Annotated in this window: 19 protein-coding genes; 13 read left to right on the top strand and 6 right to left on the bottom strand. The window is 71.4% G+C overall.

Annotated features, from left to right (window positions below; genetic code table 11):
• The first annotated feature begins 195 nt into the window (after positions 1–195).
• Genes EDD92_RS08455 through EDD92_RS08445 form a run of 3 tightly spaced genes read left to right on the top strand, consistent with a single transcriptional unit; the run spans position 196 to position 3,019 of the window.
• Complete coding sequence (locus EDD92_RS08455) at positions 196–1,383, top strand: Gfo/Idh/MocA family protein (protein ID WP_123963734.1); 1,188 nt, start codon at positions 196–198, stop codon at positions 1,381–1,383.
• Positions 1,380–2,306, top strand: coding sequence for a PmoA family protein (locus tag EDD92_RS08450; protein WP_123963733.1), 927 nt, complete (start codon positions 1,380–1,382; stop codon positions 2,304–2,306). Before EDD92_RS08455 ends, EDD92_RS08450 begins: the two co-directional genes overlap by 4 nt.
• A complete protein-coding gene (locus EDD92_RS08445) occupies positions 2,300–3,019 on the top strand; it encodes a cupin (protein ID WP_123963732.1) in 720 nt (239 codons plus the stop codon). The genes EDD92_RS08450 and EDD92_RS08445 overlap by 7 nt, the downstream gene beginning before the upstream one ends.
• 19 nt (positions 3,020–3,038) lie before the next feature.
• On the opposite strand, the gene EDD92_RS08440 is transcribed toward EDD92_RS08445, so the two are convergent.
• Positions 3,039–3,662 (bottom strand): DUF4328 domain-containing protein, encoded by a 624-nt coding sequence (locus EDD92_RS08440; RefSeq protein WP_123963731.1) that lies wholly within the window; start codon positions 3,660–3,662, stop codon positions 3,039–3,041.
• Between the two features lie 162 nt (positions 3,663–3,824).
• Positions 3,825–4,295 carry a helix-turn-helix domain-containing protein gene (locus tag EDD92_RS08435; RefSeq protein ID WP_123963730.1) on the bottom strand — a complete coding sequence of 157 codons (471 nt, stop codon included), beginning with the start codon at positions 4,293–4,295 and terminating at the stop codon, positions 3,825–3,827.
• 107 nt (positions 4,296–4,402) lie between these two features.
• On the opposite strand from EDD92_RS08435, the gene EDD92_RS08430 reads away from it, so the two are divergent.
• Positions 4,403–5,572, top strand: coding sequence for a thiolase family protein (locus EDD92_RS08430; RefSeq protein ID WP_123963729.1), 1,170 nt, complete (start codon positions 4,403–4,405; stop codon positions 5,570–5,572).
• A gap of 7 nt (positions 5,573–5,579) precedes the next feature.
• On the opposite strand, the gene EDD92_RS08425 is transcribed toward EDD92_RS08430, so the two are convergent.
• Positions 5,580–6,350, bottom strand: coding sequence for a TVP38/TMEM64 family protein (locus EDD92_RS08425; RefSeq protein WP_123963728.1), 771 nt, complete (start codon positions 6,348–6,350; stop codon positions 5,580–5,582).
• A 49-nt stretch (positions 6,351–6,399) separates the two neighbouring features.
• Between EDD92_RS08425 and EDD92_RS08420 the strand changes: the two genes are divergently transcribed.
• On the top strand, positions 6,400–7,122 hold the full coding sequence (locus EDD92_RS08420; protein ID WP_123963727.1) for a DNA alkylation repair protein: 723 nt from the start codon (positions 6,400–6,402) through the stop codon (positions 7,120–7,122).
• A 6-nt stretch (positions 7,123–7,128) separates the two neighbouring features.
• Here EDD92_RS08420 and EDD92_RS08415 read toward each other — a convergent pair whose 3' ends face one another.
• A complete protein-coding gene (locus EDD92_RS08415) occupies positions 7,129–7,533 on the bottom strand; it encodes a DUF3592 domain-containing protein (protein WP_123963726.1) in 405 nt (134 codons plus the stop codon).
• Positions 7,534–7,807: 274 nt separating this feature from the next.
• Between EDD92_RS08415 and tuf the strand changes: the two genes are divergently transcribed.
• The 4 genes from tuf (at position 7,808) to EDD92_RS08395 (ending at position 11,432) form a co-directional block, all read left to right on the top strand.
• Positions 7,808–8,977 (top strand): elongation factor Tu, encoded by a 1,170-nt coding sequence (tuf, locus tag EDD92_RS08410; RefSeq protein ID WP_123963725.1) that lies wholly within the window; start codon positions 7,808–7,810, stop codon positions 8,975–8,977.
• Positions 8,978–9,101: 124 nt separating this feature from the next.
• On the top strand, positions 9,102–9,941 hold the full coding sequence (locus EDD92_RS08405) for a patatin-like phospholipase family protein (protein ID WP_123963724.1): 840 nt from the start codon (positions 9,102–9,104) through the stop codon (positions 9,939–9,941).
• A 54-nt stretch (positions 9,942–9,995) separates the two neighbouring features.
• Positions 9,996–10,841: a spermidine synthase gene (locus EDD92_RS08400; RefSeq protein WP_185123967.1), complete on the top strand. Its 846-nt coding sequence runs from the start codon at positions 9,996–9,998 to the stop codon at positions 10,839–10,841.
• 138 nt (positions 10,842–10,979) lie between these two features.
• Positions 10,980–11,432: a DUF4442 domain-containing protein gene (locus EDD92_RS08395; protein WP_185123966.1), complete on the top strand. Its 453-nt coding sequence runs from the start codon at positions 10,980–10,982 to the stop codon at positions 11,430–11,432.
• Positions 11,433–11,543: 111 nt separating this feature from the next.
• Here the strand turns inward: EDD92_RS08395 and galU are convergent, their stop codons facing one another.
• Positions 11,544–12,482 carry a UTP--glucose-1-phosphate uridylyltransferase GalU gene (gene galU / locus EDD92_RS08390; protein ID WP_260326411.1) on the bottom strand — a complete coding sequence of 313 codons (939 nt, stop codon included), beginning with the start codon at positions 12,480–12,482 and terminating at the stop codon, positions 11,544–11,546.
• A gap of 361 nt (positions 12,483–12,843) precedes the next feature.
• Between galU and EDD92_RS08385 the strand changes: the two genes are divergently transcribed.
• The 4 genes from EDD92_RS08385 (at position 12,844) to EDD92_RS08370 (ending at position 19,664) form a co-directional block, all read left to right on the top strand.
• On the top strand, positions 12,844–14,631 hold the full coding sequence (locus tag EDD92_RS08385; protein WP_123963721.1) for a ricin-type beta-trefoil lectin domain protein: 1,788 nt from the start codon (positions 12,844–12,846) through the stop codon (positions 14,629–14,631).
• Positions 14,632–14,901: 270 nt separating this feature from the next.
• A complete protein-coding gene (locus tag EDD92_RS08380) occupies positions 14,902–17,367 on the top strand; it encodes a beta-glucosidase (protein ID WP_123963720.1) in 2,466 nt (821 codons plus the stop codon).
• Complete coding sequence (locus EDD92_RS08375; RefSeq protein WP_260326410.1) at positions 17,364–18,923, top strand: carboxylesterase/lipase family protein; 1,560 nt, start codon at positions 17,364–17,366, stop codon at positions 18,921–18,923. The genes EDD92_RS08380 and EDD92_RS08375 overlap by 4 nt, the downstream gene beginning before the upstream one ends.
• Before the next feature lie 96 nt (positions 18,924–19,019).
• Positions 19,020–19,664 carry a DedA family protein gene (locus EDD92_RS08370; protein WP_123963719.1) on the top strand — a complete coding sequence of 215 codons (645 nt, stop codon included), beginning with the start codon at positions 19,020–19,022 and terminating at the stop codon, positions 19,662–19,664.
• A gap of 88 nt (positions 19,665–19,752) precedes the next feature.
• Here EDD92_RS08370 and EDD92_RS08365 read toward each other — a convergent pair whose 3' ends face one another.
• Entirely contained in the window at positions 19,753–20,280 is a 528-nt protein-coding gene (locus tag EDD92_RS08365; protein ID WP_123963718.1) for a gamma carbonic anhydrase family protein, read from the bottom strand.
• Between the last annotated feature and the right edge of the window lie 275 nt (positions 20,281–20,555).

The following is a 20,555-nucleotide window of genomic DNA, read 5'->3' as shown; positions in this document are numbered from 1 at the left end:
CACGGGTGTGCAGGGCAGCCTAACCTCCGGGGCCGACAGGCCCGGCACAGGGGTTTCGGGGGCAGCCGACGGCCTTGGGTTTCGGGTGGTTGACCAGGTGCGGGGGCGGAGCTTACGTTTCTGGGAGGAGAAAGCGCTTGCTGACGCTGCTCCTCCTCGTAGCTCGTCGTTCCCGGAGGAGTGCTGATCAGGTCCATGTCCACGTCCGAGACCCACGCCGGGACGTCCCAGGCCCCCTCTGCCCCGCTGGCCGGCCGGCGCATCAGGGCCGTCGTCATCGGCACCGGCGCCATCGGGCGGGGCTCGCACCTGCCCGCGCTGGCCAGGCTCGCCGAGGAGGGCGAGACGGAGGTCGTCGCCGCCGTCGACATCGATGCCACCGCCGTCGAGGAGTTCTGCCGCTCGACCGGGATCCCGCACGCCTACACCGACCTGGAGCAGATGCTGCGCGAGCAGCGTCCCGACCTGGTGAGCATCTGCACCCCGCCGACGCTGCACCGCGAGCAGACGATCGCCGCCCTGCGGGCCGGGGCGTGGGTGTGGTGCGAGAAGCCGCCGGTGCCGACCCTCGCCGACTACGACGCGGTGGAGGCCGAGGAGGGCAAGGACGGCGGCCCCTACGCGTCGATCGTCTTCCAGCACCGCTTCGGCTCGGGCTCGCGGCACGTACGGCGGCTGCTCGCCGAGCAGGCCATGGGCCGACCGCTCGTCGCGCACTGCCAGACCACCTGGTACCGCGACACGGCCTACTACGCCGTGCCCTGGCGCGGCCGCTGGGCGACGGAGGGCGGCGGCCCCGCCATGGGCCACGGCATCCACCAGATGGACCTCCTGCTGGACCTGCTCGGCCCGTGGCGCGAGGTGCGCGCCATGGCCGGGCGCCTGGTGCACGACGTGGAGACCGAGGACGTCTCGACCGCCCTGATCCGCTTCGAGAGCGGCGCGATGGCAACGGTCGTCAACAGCGTCCTGAGCCCCGACGAGGTCAGCCGCATCCGCATCGACTGTGAGCGTGCCACGGTCGAGCTCACCCACCTCTACGGCCACTCCAACGCGAACTGGCGCATCACCCCGGCCCCCGAAGTGTCCGGCGACGAGGCCGCCGCCTGGCAGGACTTCGGCGCGGACGTGCCCAGCTCGCACCTGGAGCAGCTGCGGGAACTCGTCGCGAGCATGCGCGCGGGGGAGCGCCCGCGCAGCAGCGGCGCGGACGGGCGCACCAGCCTGGAGCTGATCGCCGCGATCTACAAGGCGGCGTTCACGGACACCACCGTCAAGGCCGGCGAGATCGGTCCCGGGGACCCCTTCCACACGGCGATGCACGGCGGAGCGCCCGGCTGGGCACCCGTCGCTCCCGTGGCGGCCGAGGAGGTGTCCGCGTGACCGGGCTGCGTGTCGTGCACGCCCACGGCGAGCGCATCACGATCGCCGAACGGGCGGGCGGCGTCGAGCTGTTGAGCTATGTGTACGCCCCGGAAGCGGCCTGGGAGTCCCCGAAGCCGTACATCCACCCACTGCGCACCCTGGCGGGCGAGGTCGTCACCGACTACCGGCCGAGCGACCACCGCTGGCACAAGGGCCTGCAGCTGACGGCCTCGCACCTGTCGGGCGCCAACCTCTGGGGCGGCAACTCCTACGTCCACGGCGAGGGCTACCTCGAACTGCCCGAGCGCGTCGGCTCGATGGCGCACGTCGCCTTCGACGAGGTGGCGGTTCACGACGACCGCGCAGTGATCGCGGAACGGCTGACCTGGCACCCGTACAGCGGGGAGCTGTGGGCCGACGAGGAGCGTCGTATCGAGGTCCACGACGTCGACGCGGAGTCCGGCTCCTGGGCGCTGACCTGGACCAGCGCCGTCACCAACCGCCGCGACGAGCCGCTCCGCTTCGGCAGCCCGACCACCGCAGGGCGTGAACTGGCGGGTTACACCGGCCTGTTCTGGCGCGGCCCGCGCGCCTTCCGCGACGGCCGGATCATCGGCCCCGACGCCGAGGGCCCCGGCCTGATGGGCGAGCAGTCGCCCTGGCTCGCCTTCTGTGGCGAACACGACGGCAGCGACGGCCACGCGACCCTCGTCTTCGCCCACGCCCCCGAGAACGATCACATGGGCGAGCGAGGCACTCACCCCGCCCACTGGTTCGTACGCAACGAGCCGTTTGCCGCCGTCGCCCCGTCCTGGGCCTTCTACGACGAACTGGAACTCGCCCCCGGCGACACCCTCACCCGCCGCTACCGGATCGTCGTGGCCGACGGATCGTGGGAGCGGGAGGACATCACCAAGTACCTGGAGGCGCATTCGTGGTGAGCACAGGGGAGTTCACGGGACTGCCGGGCGGAGTCGCCGTCTCGCACCTGTCCGTCTACGACTGGCCGGCCGTCGACGGCGTCTGCGGCGGAACTCCCCATATGCACCTGACCTGTTCGGAGGCGTACGTCGTCACCGGCGGCCGGGGTGCCGTGCAGACCCTCATGACGTCCGGGTACGAGGTCACGCCCCTCGTACCCGGCACGGTCGCCTGGTTCACGCCGGGCACCATCCACCGCCTGGTCAACGAGGACGACCTGCGCATCACGGTGCTGATGCAGAACAGCGGCCTGCCTGAGGCGGGCGACGCGGTGCTGACGCTGCCGCCGCGGTACCTGAGCGACGCGGAGACGTACGCCGCCGCGACCAGGATTCCGACGGATGTGCCGGAGGAGGAGCAGGAGCGGTTCGCCCGCACCCGCCGGGACCTCGCCCTGGAGGGCTACCGGGCCCTGCGCGAGGCGGACGGCCCGGAGGCGCTGGCCGCTTTCCACCGCGCCGCCGCGGCACTGGTACGCCCCCGGCTCGCGGAGTGGCGCGAGCGCTGGCGGCGGGGCGCGGAGGCGGCCGCCGCAGCCACGGGAGAGCAGCTCGACCGCTTGGAAAAGGGCGACGCCGGCCATCTCGCGGAGGCCGTCGTCAGGGCCGAACTTCCTTCGGCGTACGGGAAGTTCGGGATGTGCGGACGGCTGGACGTGTACCGCCCCGACTAGGCTGTGTCGCCGTTGCGTCTCACGGCGCTGCAAAAGGTGTGGGTGATGCGGCGCGGAGCGCTGTGCTCTGCAGTCCCGTGATGCGCTGGATCACGAACATCGCGAGGACGGCCGCAGCCAGGTTGAGCGCCTCCGTCACCAGCAGGAGCGGCATCGAGGTCCCGTCCCCGAGTTGGGATGCCATGGCGATCACGGTGTGCCCCGCCCATGCCACCCACCAGACGTTCACCAGGACCTCGTCGCGGCCTTTGTCCGTCGTTCCGAGGCTGCTCGCACGGAGTACGTCGAGTACGAGTCCGCGCGGAACCCACAGGTTGACCACCGGTATCAGCCAGGCCACGACGGCCCACACGCCGGGTTCCGAGGCGGCCCCCGGAGAAAGGACCCGTGCGTTTCGCCGGCAGCGGCTGAACCACACCAGGAAGAGCACGGCCGCCGCGGTCATGAGGTACACGAACACCATCGATCTGAAGCCCGACTTGTTCAGCGACGCGTTCGTGGGGTGCAGATCATGAGCTCTGAGGGCCAGTGCCCGGAAGACGTCCGCGACGGCTGCCGCGGCTATCGCGGCCTGCGCGAAGCGGGCGAGGAGCCATGGTGCGTTCGTGACAGGGCTGCTCGTTGTGCCGACTGGGCTGTTCACAGGGGGAGACCTACTTCTCGCGGGCAGCCCGCACTGTGGCGGCGCAGCGGAGGGAATGGGCGCCTCGGATCATAGATCGGCGCCGGCTCTCGAAGGCCGGGTTTGCCGCAAGGTCAGCAGGCGCCGGGCCGAAGGGCGCCTGACGATCTTGGTTTCTCCGGGTCAGGCCGCCGTCGGCCCCGTCACCGTCCACCCCTCGGCCTGCGGGTGGGCGGTCAGGTCCTCGTGGTGCACCGGCTCGCCGCAGGCCCGGCAGGTGACGACCGGGACCAGCTCGTTGCCGCAGATGTGCTCGACGACCATGGGGAGGTCGACCCCGTTGCGGACGTGGCGGTCGCCCCACTCCTTGAGGGTCATCAGGACCGGTTCCAGCTCCGTCCCCGCCTGCGTGGGCCGGTACTCGAAGCGCTGCGGCCGCTCGCTGTAGACGCGCTTCGTCAGGATTCCGGCGTCCACGAGGCGGCGCAGCCGGGTGGCCAGGACGTCGCGCGGGGCGCCGATGTTGCGGACCAGCTGGTCGAAGCGCCCGTTGCCCAGGCACACCTCCCGCAGGACGAGCAGGGAGTACTTCTCGCCCACCAGCGCCAGGGCGTCGGCGATGGAGCAGGGGCGCGGGTCTTTGGTGGCGGCCATGGCGCCCAGTCTAGGGGAGGGTTTGTTTTTCCAACCTTCAGGACTATGGTGAGTTTGGATTTCCTACTCACCGGTAGTTCCCGTCAATTCGCCGTGGAGGCACGCTCATGCGTGACGCAGTCATCGTCGAAGCCGTACGCACCCCGATCGGCAAGGGCAAGCCGGGCGGCTCCCTCGCGCATGTCCACCCCGTCGAGCTCCTCGCCCACACCTTGCGCACCCTCGTCGACCGCTCCGGCGTCGACCCGGCACTGATCGACGACGTCATCGGCGGCACCGTCGACCAGGTCGGCGAGCAGGCCATGAACACCACCCGCTACGCCGTCCTGTCGGCGGGCTTCCCGGAGACCGTCCCGGCGACCACCGTGGACCGCCAGTGCGGCTCCTCCCAGCAGGCCGTGCACTTCGCCGCGCAGGGCGTCATCTCGGGCGCCTACGACCTCGTCGTCGCCTGTGGCGTCGAGTCGATGAGCCGGGTGCCGATGTGGTCGAACGTGCCGCCCGGCAAGGACCCCTTCGGCCCCGGCGTCGCCGAGCGCTACCCGGAGGGCCTGGTCCCCCAGGGCATCAGCGCCGAACTGATCGCCGCCAAGTGGTCGATCACCCGCGACCAGATGGACGCCTTCGCGGTCTCCTCGCACCACAAGGCCGCCGAGGCCTGGAGCCAGGCGCTCTTCGACGCCGAGGTCGCACCCCTGGAGGGCGTCACGCGAGACGAGTGCGTACGGCCGGGCAGCACCCCGGAGATCCTCGCCGGCCTCCGGCCCGCCTACCACGACCCGGCCTTCGCCGAGCGCTTCCCGCAGATCGAGTGGAACGTCACCGCGGGCAACGCCAGCCCCATCAACGACGGCGCCTCCGCCGTGCTGATCACCTCCAGCGAGACCGCGGCCCGCATCGGCCTGCGCCCGCTCGCCCGGCTGCACAGCTTCGCCGTCACCGGCTCCGACCCGCTGCTGATGCTCACGGGCGTCATACCGGCGACCGAGAAGGTGCTGCGCAGGGCCGGACTGACCCTCGACGACATCGACCTGTTCGAGGTCAACGAGGCGTTCTCGAGCGTCGTCCTGGCCTGGCAGCAGGAGACCGGCGCCGACCTCGCCAAGGTCAACGTGCACGGCGGTGCGATCGCGATCGGCCACCCGCTCGGGGCCAGCGGCACCCGTCTGACGACCACCCTCGTGCACGCCATGCGCGCGCGTGGCGCACGCTACGCCCTGCAGACCATGTGCGAGGCGGGCGGACTGGCCAACGCGATGATCCTGGAAGGCGTGTAGCCGGCCCTCAGCGTCCGCGCAGCTGGTGCCGCTTGCGCCAGGCCACCACTGCGGCCACCAGAGCCGGTACGGCGATACAGGCCATGGCGATCAGGAAGGCGGGGGACGTCGGCGTGGAGGCGCGGGCGCCGGCGACGGCGTATGCGGCGGTGTTCGGCACCGAGCCGAGCGCCGTCGCGAGCACGAACGGCAGCCAGCCCATGCGGGAGACGGCGGCGCAGTAGTTCGCAGCCCAGAACGGCACCCCCGGGAACAGCCGGGCGGCCATCATCGAACGGAACCCGTGCCGGCTGAGCTGCCCGTCCGCCGCCTTCAGCAGCCGGCCCCGCAGCAGCGGGCGCAGCGCGTCCTGCCCGAGCACCCGGCCCAGTCCGAAGGCGACCCCGGCGCCGAGCACCGTGCCCGCCAGGGCCGTCCCGGTACCCAGTTGGGAGCCGAAGAGCGCGCCCGCCCCGAGGTTCAGCAGCGGCCGCGGCACGAACGCCACGGTGCACAGGCCGTAGGCCGCCGCGAACACCATGGCCGCCGCGGCCCCGCCGAGCTGCGGAGGCCAGCCGTGCGCCAGCATGCGCTGCGGCTGGAAGAGCAGCACGGCACCGGCGGCGGCCGCGAGCAGGACGACGAGCAGGGACAGCCGCGACCACGGCGAGAGCAGCACGCGCGTGCAGCGCGCGCCGAGGCTCTGCGGTGGTACGGGTACGGCGACGGCGAGCTCCGTGGCGGCGGCCCGGGGAGGGGCCGTGGCGGTGCCCCCAGAGCGGGTGGTGGCATCGAGCATCCGGTGACACTAACCGACAAATGTGTGTGATCGCCGTATGGTTCGTCCCATGAGCGTCACAGGTGAGGTCACCACGCATGTGCCGTTCAGCACACTCGCCGACACCGTGCTGGAGCGGCTCACCGCCACGTACGCGGCCGCGGCCGACCCGGAGCGCGCCGAGTCCATGCGCGCGTACATGAAGGACGTGGCCCCCTTCCTGGGTCTCACCACGCCCGCGCGCCGGGCCCTGTCCCGCACCGTCGTCGCAGCTCTGCCGCGCCCCGACGAGGGAGACTGCACGGCGATCGCCCTGCGCTGCTGGCAGTTGCCCGAGCGGGAGTACCACTACTTCGCCGTCGACTATCTGCGCCGCCACGCGCGCGTGTGCACCTCCGGCTTCCTGCCGGTGGCCCGGCACCTCGTCGCCACCGTGCCCTGGTGGGACACCGTCGACGCGCTCGCCGCCCACGTGGTGGGTGCGCTGGTCGCGGCCGACCCCCGGCTCACCGCGGACATGGACGCCTGGATCGCCGACGACGACCTGTGGGTCGCCCGCACCGCCCTGCTCCACCAGCTGCGCTACAAGGAACGCACCGACGCCGAGCGGCTCTTCACCTACTGCCTGCGCCAGTCCGGACACCCCGACTTCTTCATCCGCAAGGCCATCGGCTGGTGCCTGCGCGAGTACGCCAAGACCGACCCGGAGGCCGTACGGGCCTTCCTGGCCCGGGAGCGCGGGCGGTTCGCACCGCTGTCGGTCCGGGAGGCCTTGCGGAACATCGGGGCCTAGCCGGGTTTACAGCAGGGCGAGCTGCCAGACGAGGAGCAGCGTGGACAGGACGGCGGTGACGATGGCGCCGCCGAGCGTGGCACCCGGTCCGCCGTAGGGATCCATCGGACTGTAGGGGCTTTCCGGGGAGACGAGAACGGTCATCGAGGAGCCGATCTCGACGGGGCGCCCGAAGCTCGCGTTGGCGATCCCCGCCTCGTAGCGCTTGCCGTGGATGTAGTAGCGCACGACCGGGGTGAGGAAGTACGCGCCCGGCCTGCCGCTCCGGGTGGCCCTGTTGTCGACGACCTCGGCCTGCATCTCGAGCGCCGCGGGTCGAATCTGACGCAGCGTCAGGCCCTGTCGCAGCTCGCGCACCATCGTCACGAGCGACGCCACGAGCAGCCCTGCTGTCACCACCAACCACACCATGGACGCATCTATAGCGCACCGCGGAAAACCATTCGACGCCGGGCAGGGCATCGGCAATGATCGGCGTCATGTTCCGGTACGCCTTCCACCTCGCAGCATCCGCAGTCGCGGATGCCCCGAAGGCTGCCGTTCCCACTCTCGTCGCCGCAGTCGACGGCGCCCGAAGCTGACCCTCTCCGGATCGTCCGGCGGACCCCGCAGGGGGAGGGTCGGCGAGTCCTCGGGGTCCCCATCTCTCTTGATCCTTCCTACGAAGAGGCTTCGAGGTATCGCCATGCCCAAGACGGCATACGTGCGCACCAAACCGCATCTGAACATCGGCACCATGGGCCACGTCGACCACGGCAAGACCACCCTGACCGCCGCCATCACCAAGGTGCTGGCCGAGCGCGGCACCGGAACCTTCGTGCCGTTCGACCGCATCGACCGCGCCCCGGAGGAGGCCGCCCGCGGCATCACCATCAACATCGCGCACGTCGAGTACGAGACCGACACCCGCCACTACGCGCACGTGGACATGCCGGGCCACGCCGACTACGTCAAGAACATGGTCACCGGCGCCGCGCAGCTCGACGGGGCGATCCTCGTCGTCTCCGCGCTCGACGGAATCATGCCGCAGACCGCCGAACACGTCCTGCTCGCCCGCCAGGTGGGCGTGAACCACATCGTCGTGGCCATCAACAAGGCCGACGCGGGCGACGAGGAGCTCACCGACCTGGTGGAGCTGGAGGTCCGCGAGCTGCTCACCGCGCAGGGCTACGGCGGCGACGCCGTGCCCGTCGTGCGGGTCTCCGGGCTGAAGGCCCTGGAGGGCGACCCGCGCTGGACGGCGTCCATCGAGGCGCTGCTCGACGCCGTGGACACGTATGTGCCCATGCCCGAGCGGTACTTGGACGCGCCGTTCCTGATGCCCGTGGAGAACGTGCTGACCATCACCGGCCGTGGGACGGTGGTGACGGGCGCGGTCGAGCGGGGCGTCGTCCGGGTGGGCGACCGCGTCGAAGTGCTCGGCGCCGGTGTCGAGACCGTCGTCACCGGCCTGGAGACCTTCGGCAAGCCCATGGAGGAGGCACAGGCCGGCGACAACGTGGCGCTGTTGCTGCGCGGGGTCCCGCGGGACGCGGTCCGGCGCGGACACGTCGTGGCGGCGCCCGGCAGCGTGGCGCCGAGCCGCCGCTTCTCCGCGCGCGTGTACGTCCTGTCGACACGCGAGGGCGGACGGACGACTGCGGTGTCGACCGGCTACCGGCCGCAGTTCTACATCCGCACCGCGGACGTGGTCGGCGACGTCGACCTCGGCGAGACGGCCCTCGCCCGGCCCGGCGACACCGTGACCATGACGGTCGAACTCGGCCGTGACGTGCCCCTGGAGCCGGGTCTCGGCTTCGCGATCCGCGAGGGCGGCCGCACGGTCGGCGCGGGCACGGTGACGTCGGTCGGCTGAGCCTGCGCGGCGCCCGCCCCCTCGGGGGCGGGCGCCGCACATCCGGCTGTCCGGCGATTGTCAGTGCCGTGCGCAAGACTTGATCGCACACGCAGTCGTGGGTCGCGGAGAAACGGGGGAGACCATGGCGGGCAGGGCTTTGGTGCTCGGCGGCGGGGGCGTCGGCGGGATCGGATGGCTGGCCGGGATGGTGTACGGGCTGTCCGAGGCGGGCGTCGATCTCGGGGACGCCGATGCGGTGTTCGGCACGTCCGCGGGTTCGGCGGTGGCGGCCCAGCTTCTGGCATTGCGCGCACCTCAGGAGCTGTACGAGCGTCAACTGGCCGAACCCGAGGGAGAGATCCCCGCCCGCCTGGGCGCCGGCGTGATCGCCCGCTTCGTCTGGGGCGCGCTCACCTCACGCACACCCGAGGCGTACGGCCGCAAAATGGGCCGGATGGCGCTGCGCGCGCGGACACCCTCCGAAGCGGCCCGCCGGGCAGCCATCGAGAGCCGCCTGGTGTCGCCGAGGTGGCCGGACGGCCCCCTGCGGATCACCGCTGTCGACATTGCCACCGGGACGCTCCGGGTCTTCGACAAGGACAGCGGCGTGCCCTTGACGGATGCCGTCGCCGCGAGCTGCGCGGTGCCGGGCGTGTGGCCGACCTGGCCCATCGAGGGTCGCCGCTGGACGGACGGCGGCGTGTACTCACCGGCCAACGCCCACCTGGCGAGCGGATACGAACGCGTCGTCGTCCTGGCCCCCATAGCCTCGGGCGGCGGCCCCCAGGCCTCGGCGGCCGACCAGGGCAGACGGCTCACCGAGCAGGGGGCCCGGGTCGCGGTCGTGACACCCTCGGCGGCCGCGAAGGACGCGATCGGGCGCAACGCATTGGACCCTGCGGTCCGGGCGGCCTCGGCACGGGCGGGACGCGAACAGGCGAAGGGGCACGCGAGACAGGTGGCGCGGGTCTGGGGCGGCTGAAGCAACGGCCCCGGACGGCACGCCCGCGCCTCCTGCTCCCGGCACAATGGACGCGTGGACGAGCCGATACCCGTGACCCGAGACGTCGATCACGGCACCGCCAAGCTGATGCCCGACGTCGACCGGAAGCGGGCCTGGCTGCTGACGGTCGACGGGGCGCCGCAGTCGTACGTGGACCTGGACGAGCCGACGCACCTGGAGTTCGAGTACGCACGACGGCTCGGGCACGTCCTGGACACCGTCGCGGAAACGGGCAGTCCGCTGGACGTGCTGCACCTCGGCGGGGGCGCGCTCACCCTGCCCCGGTACCTGGCCGCGACCCGGCCCGGCTCGCGACAGGACGTCGTCGAGGCGGACCGTGCACTGCTGGAACTGGTCCTGGAGCACCTGCCGCTCCCGGACGGCTCGGCCGTCGCCCTGCACACCGCCGACGCCCGGACCTGGCTGGAGGCGGCCCCCTCGGACTCGGCGGACGTGCTCGTCGCCGATGTCTTCGGCGGATCGCGCGTCCCGGCACACCTCACCTCCGTCGCCTACGCCCGCGAGGCCGCTCGGGTCCTGCGCGACCGGGGCGTCTACCTGGCCAACCTCGCCGACGCCGCGCCCTTCGCCTTCCTCCGCTCGCAACTCGCCACCTTCGCCACGGAGTTCGAGGAGCTGGTGCTGATCGCCGAACCGGCCGTCCTGCGCGGGCGACGCTTCGGCAACGCCGTGCTCGTCGCCGCACACCACCCCGTCGACACGGCCGCCCTGGCCCGGCTCATGGCAGCCGACGCCTTTCCGGCACGGGTCGAGTACGGGACCGGAGTCCGCGACTTCATCGCGGGCGCGCGCCCGGTGCGCGACGAGGACGCCGTGCCCTCACCCGAGCCCCCCGACGGGGCGTTCGGCATCGGCTGAACCCTCCAGCGGCACTCGGCGGACCCGTCACCAGGGGCCTGGTGCTCCGCCGCGGGTTGCGCACGTCCGGCACGCGTACCACCGCTGCCGAAACGGCCCTCTGGCCAGCGAAGACTACTCGTGGGTAACATGCTCGTCATGAGCGCAGACCAGATGTCGATCGGCGAGATGCTCGCCGCGACGGTGCCGATGGCCCGGACCATGAACCTCCAGTTCCTGGAGACCACGCCGGAGAAGGCCGTGGTGTCCCTGCCGGACCAGGGCGAGTACCACAACCACGTCGGCGGGCCGCACGCCGGCGCGATGTTCACCCTCGGCGAGACCGCCAGCGGGACGATCGTGCTGGCCGCCTTCGGGGAGCAGCTGGCGCGGGCCGTGCCGCTCGCCGTGCGCGCCGAGATCGCATACAAGAAGCTGGCGATGGGAGCCGTCACCGCTACCGCGACCCTCGGCCGCCCGGCGGCCGATGTCGTCGCGGAGCTGGATGCCGGGGGGCGGCCCGAGTTCCCGGTGTCGATCGAGATCCGGCGCGCCGACGGCGCTGTCACCGGTGAGATGACCGTTGTGTGGACGCTGCGTCCCAACGGCTGAGCAGCGGTTGCAGACTGGGCCCGGGGGTGTGTCGCCCCCGGGCCCAGTCTGCGTTCGGTCCGGGGGTCGCGGCCAAGCTGCTGATGTCACAGCCCCCGGGACAGCGCAGGATCAGGCCGCCAGCCGGCGGCGTCCGGTGTCATTGCCTTCCTCCAGTCCGGCGACGAACTCCTTGAGCCAGGCGGTGAATTCGGGGCCGAGGTCGTCGCGGTCGCAGGCGAGGCGGACCACGGTGCGCAGGTAGTCGCCCTTGTCGCCGGTGTCGTAGCGCAGGCCGTCGAAGACGACGCCGTGCACCGTGCCGCCCGCGGCCAGTTCCCGCAGGGCGTCGGTGAGCTGGATCTCGCCACCGCGGCCGGGCGGAGTGCGCTCCAGGGTGTCGAAGACGGCCGGGTCGAGGACGTAGCGGCCGATGACCGCGTAGCTGCTGGGTGCGTCCTGGCGGGACGGCTTCTCGACCAGGCCGGTGACGCGGACCACGCCGTCCTCGCCCGTCGCCTCGACGGCGGCGCAGCCGTAGAGGTGGATCTGCTCCGGCGGGACCTCCATGAGGGCGATGACGCTGCCCGTGTGCCGGTCTCGCACGTCGAGCATGCGGCTGAGGAGGGTTTCGCGGGGGTCGATCAGGTCGTCGCCCAGCAGGACGGCGAAGGGACGGTCGCCGACGTGGCGGCGGGCGCACAGGACGGCGTGGCCGAGGCCGAGCGGCTCGCCCTGGCGGATGTGGTGGATGTTGGCCAGGCGGGCGGGATCGCGCACGGCGTCCAGACGTATCGCGTCGCCCTTGGTGGCGAGCGCCTGTTCCAGCTCGAAGGCGTTGTCGAAGTGGTCCTCGATGGCGCGCTTGTGTCGTCCGGTGACCATGAGGACGTCGTCGAGCCCGGCCGCGGCGGCCTCCTCGACGACGTACTGGATGGCCGGCTTGTCGACGACCGGCAGCATCTCCTTGGGGGTCGCCTTGGTCGCGGGCAGGAAACGGGTGCCGAGGCCGGCGGCGGGGATCACGGCCTTGGTGACCGCACGGGGGGAAGTGGCGTGGGGGTCGATCATGCGGCTCATGCTGGCGCACGCGGATGAGAGTCCGCAGAGAGAAACGTGGGATCCCGCTGTGGGTCCGCCCGGCGGTGGAGGTTTCGTGTACCAAGCGTCCGGAGGTGCACACAACTCCTCGGCCGCCCTACGGTTGTTTCGAATGCGGGTGCGGATACCGCCGGTAACTTATTTGAAGTTGCCGCGTTTTGAACTTTCGTCACTCGAACTCCTTGTTTCCTATGCGCTAATTGTGCGAAAGTGAGCGGCCCTGTAGCGGTCCCAGAACCTGACCCGACATAGGTATGCACCAAAGAGGCGCCTGCTTTCCGATGGACGCGAAATCCGCCTACCGTCCTGCGGCTTGGAAGGAAATGGTTCAGTGCAATCCCCCTACCCCCCACGACCGCCGTACCCGCCGCGTCCCGGATCGGGGCCCGCCGAGTCCGACCGCAACCTCGTCGCGCAGCTGGGTCCGGACACCTCGGGTGCCCGTGCGGGCGCGTTGTTGCTGGCCCGGCACTGGCGCGCGACGTACGACTACGCAGTCATCTGCCTTGCTTCCGGGGAGAGTCCGGCATCCATGGCCGCGGCCGCCGCGTTCCACCGGGTGCTGGGCCGCCCGGGCGGCGGCGCCCTGCGACCGCAACTCCTCATGGCCGTACGGGACACCGTCAAGGAGTGGGCCGCGGACGACGGTATTTCCGTTCTCCTGCCGGAACTCCGCAAACCGACCGGCGGGCGCGGACTGCGTGCCGCACGGTCCGCGACGCCCGAAAGGCGGCAAATCGCCGAGCGGGCATTCCAGGCCCTTCCGGGAGCCTCGCAATGCCTGCTGTGGCACTCGGAGGTCGAAGCCGAACCCATAACCGTACCGGCCGGTCTGTTGGGGGTGGATGCGCCCACCGCGTCGGCCGCACTGGAGCGGGCGCGCGAGCAATTCCGGGTGGGCTGTGTGCGCGCCCATCGGGAACTCGCACCCGGCAAGGAATGCCGCTTCTACAACCGCCTCCTCGACGTCCCGATACGCCGCGGCGGTGCCCTGCTCCCGGATGTCCAGCAGCATCTGACGGGGTGCCGGTACTGCCGGCACGCCGCCGAACAGCTCAGTCATTTCGAGGGCGGCCTGGAGGTGCTGCTCGCGGAGACCGTGCTCGGCTGGGGCGCCCGGCGCTATCTCGACTCCCGCCCCCGCCGCGGCGGAGACCAGGCGTTCACGCCCGGGCGCGGCAGCGCACGACCCGGCGGCGGGCGCCACCGGCCCGACTCGCCGCGCAAGCACACGAAGGCCGTCGTCGTGGGTGTCGGTCTGACGACGCTCGCCCTGCTCGCCACGGTTCTCGTCAGCAAGGGCTGGTCCGACGACAACGCTGTCCGCGACTCCGGCGCCACCTGGGGAGCCCCCACCAGCAGCACTCTGCACCCCTCGCCCCCAGCGGGCGACACCTCGTCGGCCCGCTCCCCCTCGCCCGCCTCCGCGGGCCGGCCTGTCGAGGTCGGACGCGGCAGGCTCCGCAACCCCAAGGCCGGACTCTGCCTCGACGTCCAGGGTGGCAGGCCCAGGTCCGGTGCCGCGGCCGTACTGGCGGCCTGCTCCGCCGCCGGGTCGCAGCAGTGGTCGTACCAGGACGACGGTCTGCTGCGCAGCGACGCAGACCCCACCCTGTGCCTCGACTCCGACGCCGACAAGAAGTCGGTGACCCTGGCCGACTGCGTGGCGCACGCGGGCGAGGCGCGCTACGACCTCACGGTCCGCGGGGAGCTTCTGCTGCGCGGCGGCGAGGGACTGCTCGTCGCACCGGGCAGGGGTGCGGACGTCGTCGTCACCGCACGGGACGGTTCCGGCGGGCAGCGGTGGACGCTTGAAGTCGGCCTTGACGACACCGGCCGCACGGACAAGCAGGGCGGATCGCAGGACACCGGTCGTCCCGCGGACCAGGACTCTCCCGGCGGCGCACCGAAGCCGCCCGGCTCCCGGACCCCGGAGCGGAAGCCGGGAAGCGAGCCCTACGACGGGCGGTACGAGGAGCGGTTCGCCCAGGTCGACAGCGAAACCGGGCCCTCTGCGCCGGCTCCCCTTGACCGGGTGCGCGCGCTCCCGGCCGAAGTGGTGGGCACGGTCACCTCCGTCGTGGGCAGCGCCGAAAAGCTCGAGGCCGTCCTGCACTGATCAACGTGCATACAGGGATGTACAACTCATCTGGGGTCGCCCCGCCGGGGTGGCCCCAGCTTCGTTTCTTGTCGGTATCAGAGTGTTTCTTGTTCGCTTCATTGACACGAGTCACCAGCGGTCATAGTTTTCCCGCCGCGCCCACGATGCCCTACGTGGTGTCAGGTCGGTCCTGAAGCAGACTGCGTTCAGATGCCGAACGCAGTCCGGGACGCCGGGCGTGCCTGCGGTTCACATCGTCGTGCCCGCACACCGAAGGAGTGACGGCCCATGACCGACACTGTCTCGCGGAGATCTGCACTGCGTCTGCTGGGCGGCGCGATCGCCGTCGCCACGGCGGCCACCACCGGTCTCACGCCCCCCGCGCACGCACTGGACAGACCTGAGGCGGGGGCCGGCTCCCGCGTCGAAGGCCTGATCGGCAAGCTCACCCTCGACGAGAAGATCTCCCTCCTGCACGGCGCCACCGACGCGAAGTCCCTCGGCCAGGCGGGCTACGTCCCCGCGGTCGAACGCCTCGGCATCCCCCACCTCCGCCTCGCCGACGGCCCCGCCGGCGTCCGCGTCACCCGGCACGCCACCGCCCTGCCCGCCCCCGTCCTGCTGGCCTCCGCCTTCGACCCGGACCTGGCCCGCCGCTACGGACAGGTCATCGGACGCGAGGGCCGCGCCCTCGGCCAGGACGTCCTGCTCTCCCCGATGGTCAACCTGATCCGCACCCCGTACGCGGGCCGCAACTTCGAGACCTTCAGCGAGGACCCGCTGCTCGCCTCCGGCATGGTCGCCGCCGAGATCGGGGGCATCCAGGGCGAGGGCCTCATCGCCACCGTCAAGCACTACGCGATGAACAACCAGGAGAAGGACCGCATGTCGATCGATGTGCGGATCGACGAGCAGACCATGCACGAGATCGAACTGCGCGGCTTCGAGGCGGCCGTCGGCGCCGGCGTCGGCGCGGTGATGGGCGCCTACAACAAGGTCAACGGCACGTTCTCCTGCGAGAACAAGACCCTGCTCACGGACATCCTGCGCGACCGGTGGGGCTTCGACGGCTGGGTGATGACCGACTGGTTCGCCGCGCACAGCACCGTCGAGGCGATCACCGCGGGCCTCGACATGGAGATGCCCGACGGCACCCACTTCGGCACGGCGCTCAAGTCGGCCGTGCAGAACGGCAGCGTGCCCGAGCGCTATGTCGACCGTTCCGTGCGCCGCATCCTCACCGTCATGGACCGGTTCGGCCTGCTCGACGGCAGCGCACCACCACGCCCGGGCCGTGACGCACCGGCGGGCGCCGCCGTGGCCCTGGAGGTCGCCAAGGCCGGCGCGACCCTCCTGCGCAACGAGCACCACACGCTCCCGCTGGCCCGCGGCGGCACCGTCGCGGTGATCGGCCCGACCGGCACCCTGCCCTTCGTCAGCGGCGGCGGCAGCGCGCACGTCGTTCCGGATCACGCCGACAGCCCGCTGGACGCCATCAAGTCGCGTGCGGGGAAGGCCACTTACTCCCTCGGCGAGGATCTGTTCGGCAAGCCGGTCCCGGCGTCCGCGCTGAGCCCCGCCTTCGACAGCGAGGGGCAGGGGGTCGACGCCGGCAAGGTGTGGACGTACGACGGAACGCTCACCGTCCCCGAGGCCGACGAGTGGACCTTCGTCCTGCACTTCTCGTCCGCGCCCACGGCCCGCCCCAAGGTCCTCCTCGACGGCACGGAACTGTTCCCGCAGGCCTCCGGATACGGCGAGTTCTTCACGGGCGGCCTGGTCTCGGCCGCCCCCGACGGGCTGTCCGTGCGCCGCAAGACCCTCACCCTCGCCAAGGGTGCCCACACCCTGAAGATCACCGCGCAGGGAGGGGCCGACGGTCTGCTGTTCCGGCTGCGGCGCAGCACCGGCGCGACCCGCGCACAGGACGTCGCCGAGGCCGTCAAGGCCGCCCGCGCCGCCCGGGACGTCGTCCTCTTCGCCTATGAGGACGCCACCGAGGGCCAGGACCGCACCACGATCGCCCTTCCCGGCCACCAACAGCAACTGATCGAGGCCGTGACGGGGGCCAACCCGCGCACCACGGTCGTCCTCAACACCTCGTCCGCGACCACGATGCCCTGGCTGCGGCGCACCGGCGCCGTGCTCCAGATGTACTACCCGGGACAGGAGGGCGCGGCCGCCACCGCAGCCGTCCTGTACGGCGAGTGCGACCCCGGCGGCCGCCTCACCCAGTCGTTCCCGGTCGACGACGACCATCACCCCGTCGCAGGCGACCCGCGCCGCTACCCGGGCGTGGACGGCACCGAGGAGTACTCCGAAGGCATCCACGCCGGCTACCGGTGGTACGACGCCGAAGGAGTGCGGCCGCTGTTCCCCTTCGGGCACGGACTGTCGTACACCTCCTTCTCGTACGAGGACCTGCGGGCCCGCCCGACGCGAGCCGGTATCGAGGTCTCCTTCACCGTCCGCAACACCGGCCGGCGCGGCGGCGTCGCCGTGCCGCAGGTGTATGTCGGGCCCTCGCCGGACCTCCGACTCGACCAGGCCGTACGGGTGTTGGGCGGTTACCGGCGGTTGGCCCTGCGGGCGGGGGAGCGGCGGCGGATCGCCGTGGAAGTCACCGCGCGCACATTGTCCTCATGGGACCCGAAGCGTCACGATTGGGTGCTCGGGACCGGCCGGCGCACCGTGTGGGTCGGGGCGTCCTCGCGTGATCTGCGGTTGCGTACGAACGTGGAGGTGGGCACGTGATACGACGCATCGTCATCGGCCTGACGGCCCTCGCGGCGGCCCTCGTCGCACCCGTCCCGGCGGCCCAGGCCGCACCGTCGGGCGGCAAGTCGGTCGTCCGCACCGACGCGGGTCTCGTGCGCGGCGAAACCACCAGCGAGGGGCGGCAGTTCCTCGGCATCCCGTACGCCGAGCCGCCGGTCGGCAGGCTCCGCTGGCGCGAGCCGCACGCCGTGCGGCCCTGGCAAGGGGTGCGGTCCGCACGGGACTTCGGCAACAAGTGCGTACAGAACTCCAGTTGGGACCCCGGCTACGACCAGCCCTCGTACACCGAGGACTGTCTCGACCTCAATGTGTACGTCCCCGAGGGCTCCGCCAAACGCTCGGTCCTGGTCTGGTTCCACGGCGGCGGACTGACCGCCGGCGCCGGTCAGGACGTCGTCCCGGACACCTTCGCACGGAAGACCGGAACGGTCGTCGTGACCGTCAACTACCGTCTCGGTGCGATGGGTTTCCTCGCCACGTCCGGTCTCGACGGCGAGACGCACGACGGGGTCTCCGGCAACTTCGGCATGCTCGACCAGCAGGCCGCGCTGCGCTGGGTGCGGGCCAACATCGGCCGCTTCGGCGGCGATCCGGGCCGCGTCACCATCGCGGGCGAGTCGGCCGGCGGCCGCTCGGTCTGCACCCAGCTGGCCTCACCGACGGCCAGGGGCCTGTTCCGCGCGGGCATCATCGAGAGCGGCGCCTACGACGACTGCACCGCACGTACCCACCAGGACGCGGTGTCCGAGGGAGCCGACTTCGCCAAGAAGCTCGGCTGCACCACCGTGGCGTGCCTGCGCGGCAAGTCCGCCCGCGAGGTCCTCGAGGCCCAGGCCGACTTCGACTGGAACCCGGTGGTCGGGGGCGTTTTCCTGCCGGTGCAGCCCGAACAGGCCGTCGCGAAGGGGACCGCGGCCCGGGTGCCGGTGATCAACGGCTCGAACAAGGACGAGGGCCGACTGTTCGCCTTCTCCTCGTTCGACCTGAACGGCACACCGCTCACGGCCGAGCAGTACCCGGCGGCCATGCGCAAGGACTTCGGCGAGCAGGCGCTGCAGCGCTATCCGCTGTCGGCGTACCCGACGCCGACCATCGCGTACGCCACCGCACTGGGCGACGTGCTGTTCAGCTGTCCGGCGCTGCGGCTCGACGGGCTGCTCGCCACCCGCGGCCCGGTCTACTCGTACGAGTTCGCCGACCGCACCTCCCCGCCCTTCGCCTCCCTGCGCAACCTGCACACGGACTTCGACTTCGGCGCGACGCACGTCAACGAGGTCCAGTACCTCTTCAAGCACTTCGGACTGGAAAGCCCGCTGAACGCCGAGCAGAAGGTGCTGTCGCGGCAGATGGTCCAGTACTGGGGATCCTTCGTACGGGACGGTGTGCCACGGGCCGCGGGGCAGCCTCCGATGCCCTCCGGCCCGGGCGTGCTCCTCTCCCTCAAGACCGCCTCCAAGGGTGGAAACACTCTGAGCACCTCGGTCCACCAGGATCACCAGTGCGATCTGTGGGACGGCGCCTCGGCAGGCTGACCCGGTAGGCTTCCCGGCGTGCGCCCCCGTGCGGCGCACGCCGGGAACACCGGGAATGCAGGCAGGCAAAGGGTTACGAAACGGGAGGAACCGGCGTTGCACGTCCAGGAGTGGCTCGACACGGTGCCCGCGGCAGCCGTCTACGCCGTGGTGGCACTGGTCATCGGTCTGGAGAGCCTGGGCATTCCGCTGCCGGGCGAGATCATCCTGGTCTCGGCCGCACTCCTCTCCTCCCAGCACTCCGGCATCAACCCGATCGTGCTCGGCGCGTGCGCGACCGCCGGCGCCGTCATCGGTGACTCCATCGGCTACGCCATCGGCCGCAAGGGCGGACGCCCACTGCTCGCCTGGCTGGGCAGGAAGTTCCCCAGGCACTTCAGCGAGGGCCACGTCGCCACCGCCGAGAAGTCCTTCGAGAAGTGGGGCATGTGGGCGGTCTTCTTCGGCCGCTTCGTCGCCCTCCTGCGCATCTTCGCGGGCCCCCTCGCGGGCGTCCTCCACATGCCGTACTGGAAGTTCCTGACCGCCAACGTCCTCGGCGGCATCTGCTGGGCGGGCGGCACGACGGCGGTCATCTACTACGTGGGCGTCGTCGCCGAGGACTGGCTGAAGCGGTTCTCGTACCTGGGCTTGGTGGCGGCGGTGCTGGTCGGCGTGGCGTCGATGCTGATCGTGAAGCGCAAGGCGAAGAAGGCGCAGGCGGCACAGCAAGAGCCGGAACCGGTACCCGCCGGGGACTGACGCCCTTGAGGGGCGCGGGGCTGTAGCACCATACGGCTCCGCCGCGTGGGCGGGAGCAGCCCCCACAAACCCGCGCCCGCCACGCGACCTACTCGTGCACTACGCGATGCGCCTTCGCCAGCTCCGCATACATCGTGCCGTTCAGCGTGACCCCCTGAAGCTCCTCCTCCGTGAGCTCCCGCTTCACTTTCGCCGGCACTCCCGCGACCAGTGACCCGGGCGGCACCTGCATCCCCTGCGGTACCAGGGCCTGCGCGGCAACAAGCGACCCCGCCCCGATCACGGCGCCGTTCAGAACAGTCGCCCCCATCCCGATGAGGCAGTCGTCTCCGACGGTGGCCCCATGCACCACCGCGTTGTGCCCCACCGACACCCGCTCACCGATGCTGACAGGAAACCCCGGGTCGGCATGGAGCGTGCAGTTGTCCTGGATATTGGCCTGAGCCCCCACGAAGATCCGCTCGACGTCCCCCCGCAGCACCGCCCCGTACCAGACACTCGCCCCGGCCTCCAGCGTCACGTCCCCGATCACGGACGCCGTGGGCGCCACGAAGGCCTCCCCGTCGATCTTCGGTTCCCGACCGCCGATACCTGTGATCAACGCCTTCTGCGTCATCGCCCTCTCCTCGTCGTCGACACAGAACGCACCGTAGGCGATGACACCCTGCTGCCGGGCGCCGGGCCCGCGCGCCACCCCCTGCGGCGAGTCGCGGGCGGCCGGGACGTGGCCATGAGGATGCCGACGCCCGGGCCCACGATCTGCCGGAGAGGAGCGCGGAGGGTACCGCCAGGATGACAGTGCCCTGCGGGACCGGCAGCGTGGTCAGGACGACACCCGCGACGACGTCCTTGACCAGCCATTCGCGCCGGTACGCCGACAGCGTGCGCAGC

This window comes from Streptomyces sp. TLI_185, from assembly GCF_003814765.1.
In the GTDB taxonomy this organism is placed as follows: Bacteria; Actinomycetota; Actinomycetes; order Streptomycetales; family Streptomycetaceae; genus Streptomyces.
The sequence above is the reverse complement of the archived record's forward strand: the minus strand, read 5'-3'. Positions and strand labels throughout refer to the sequence as shown.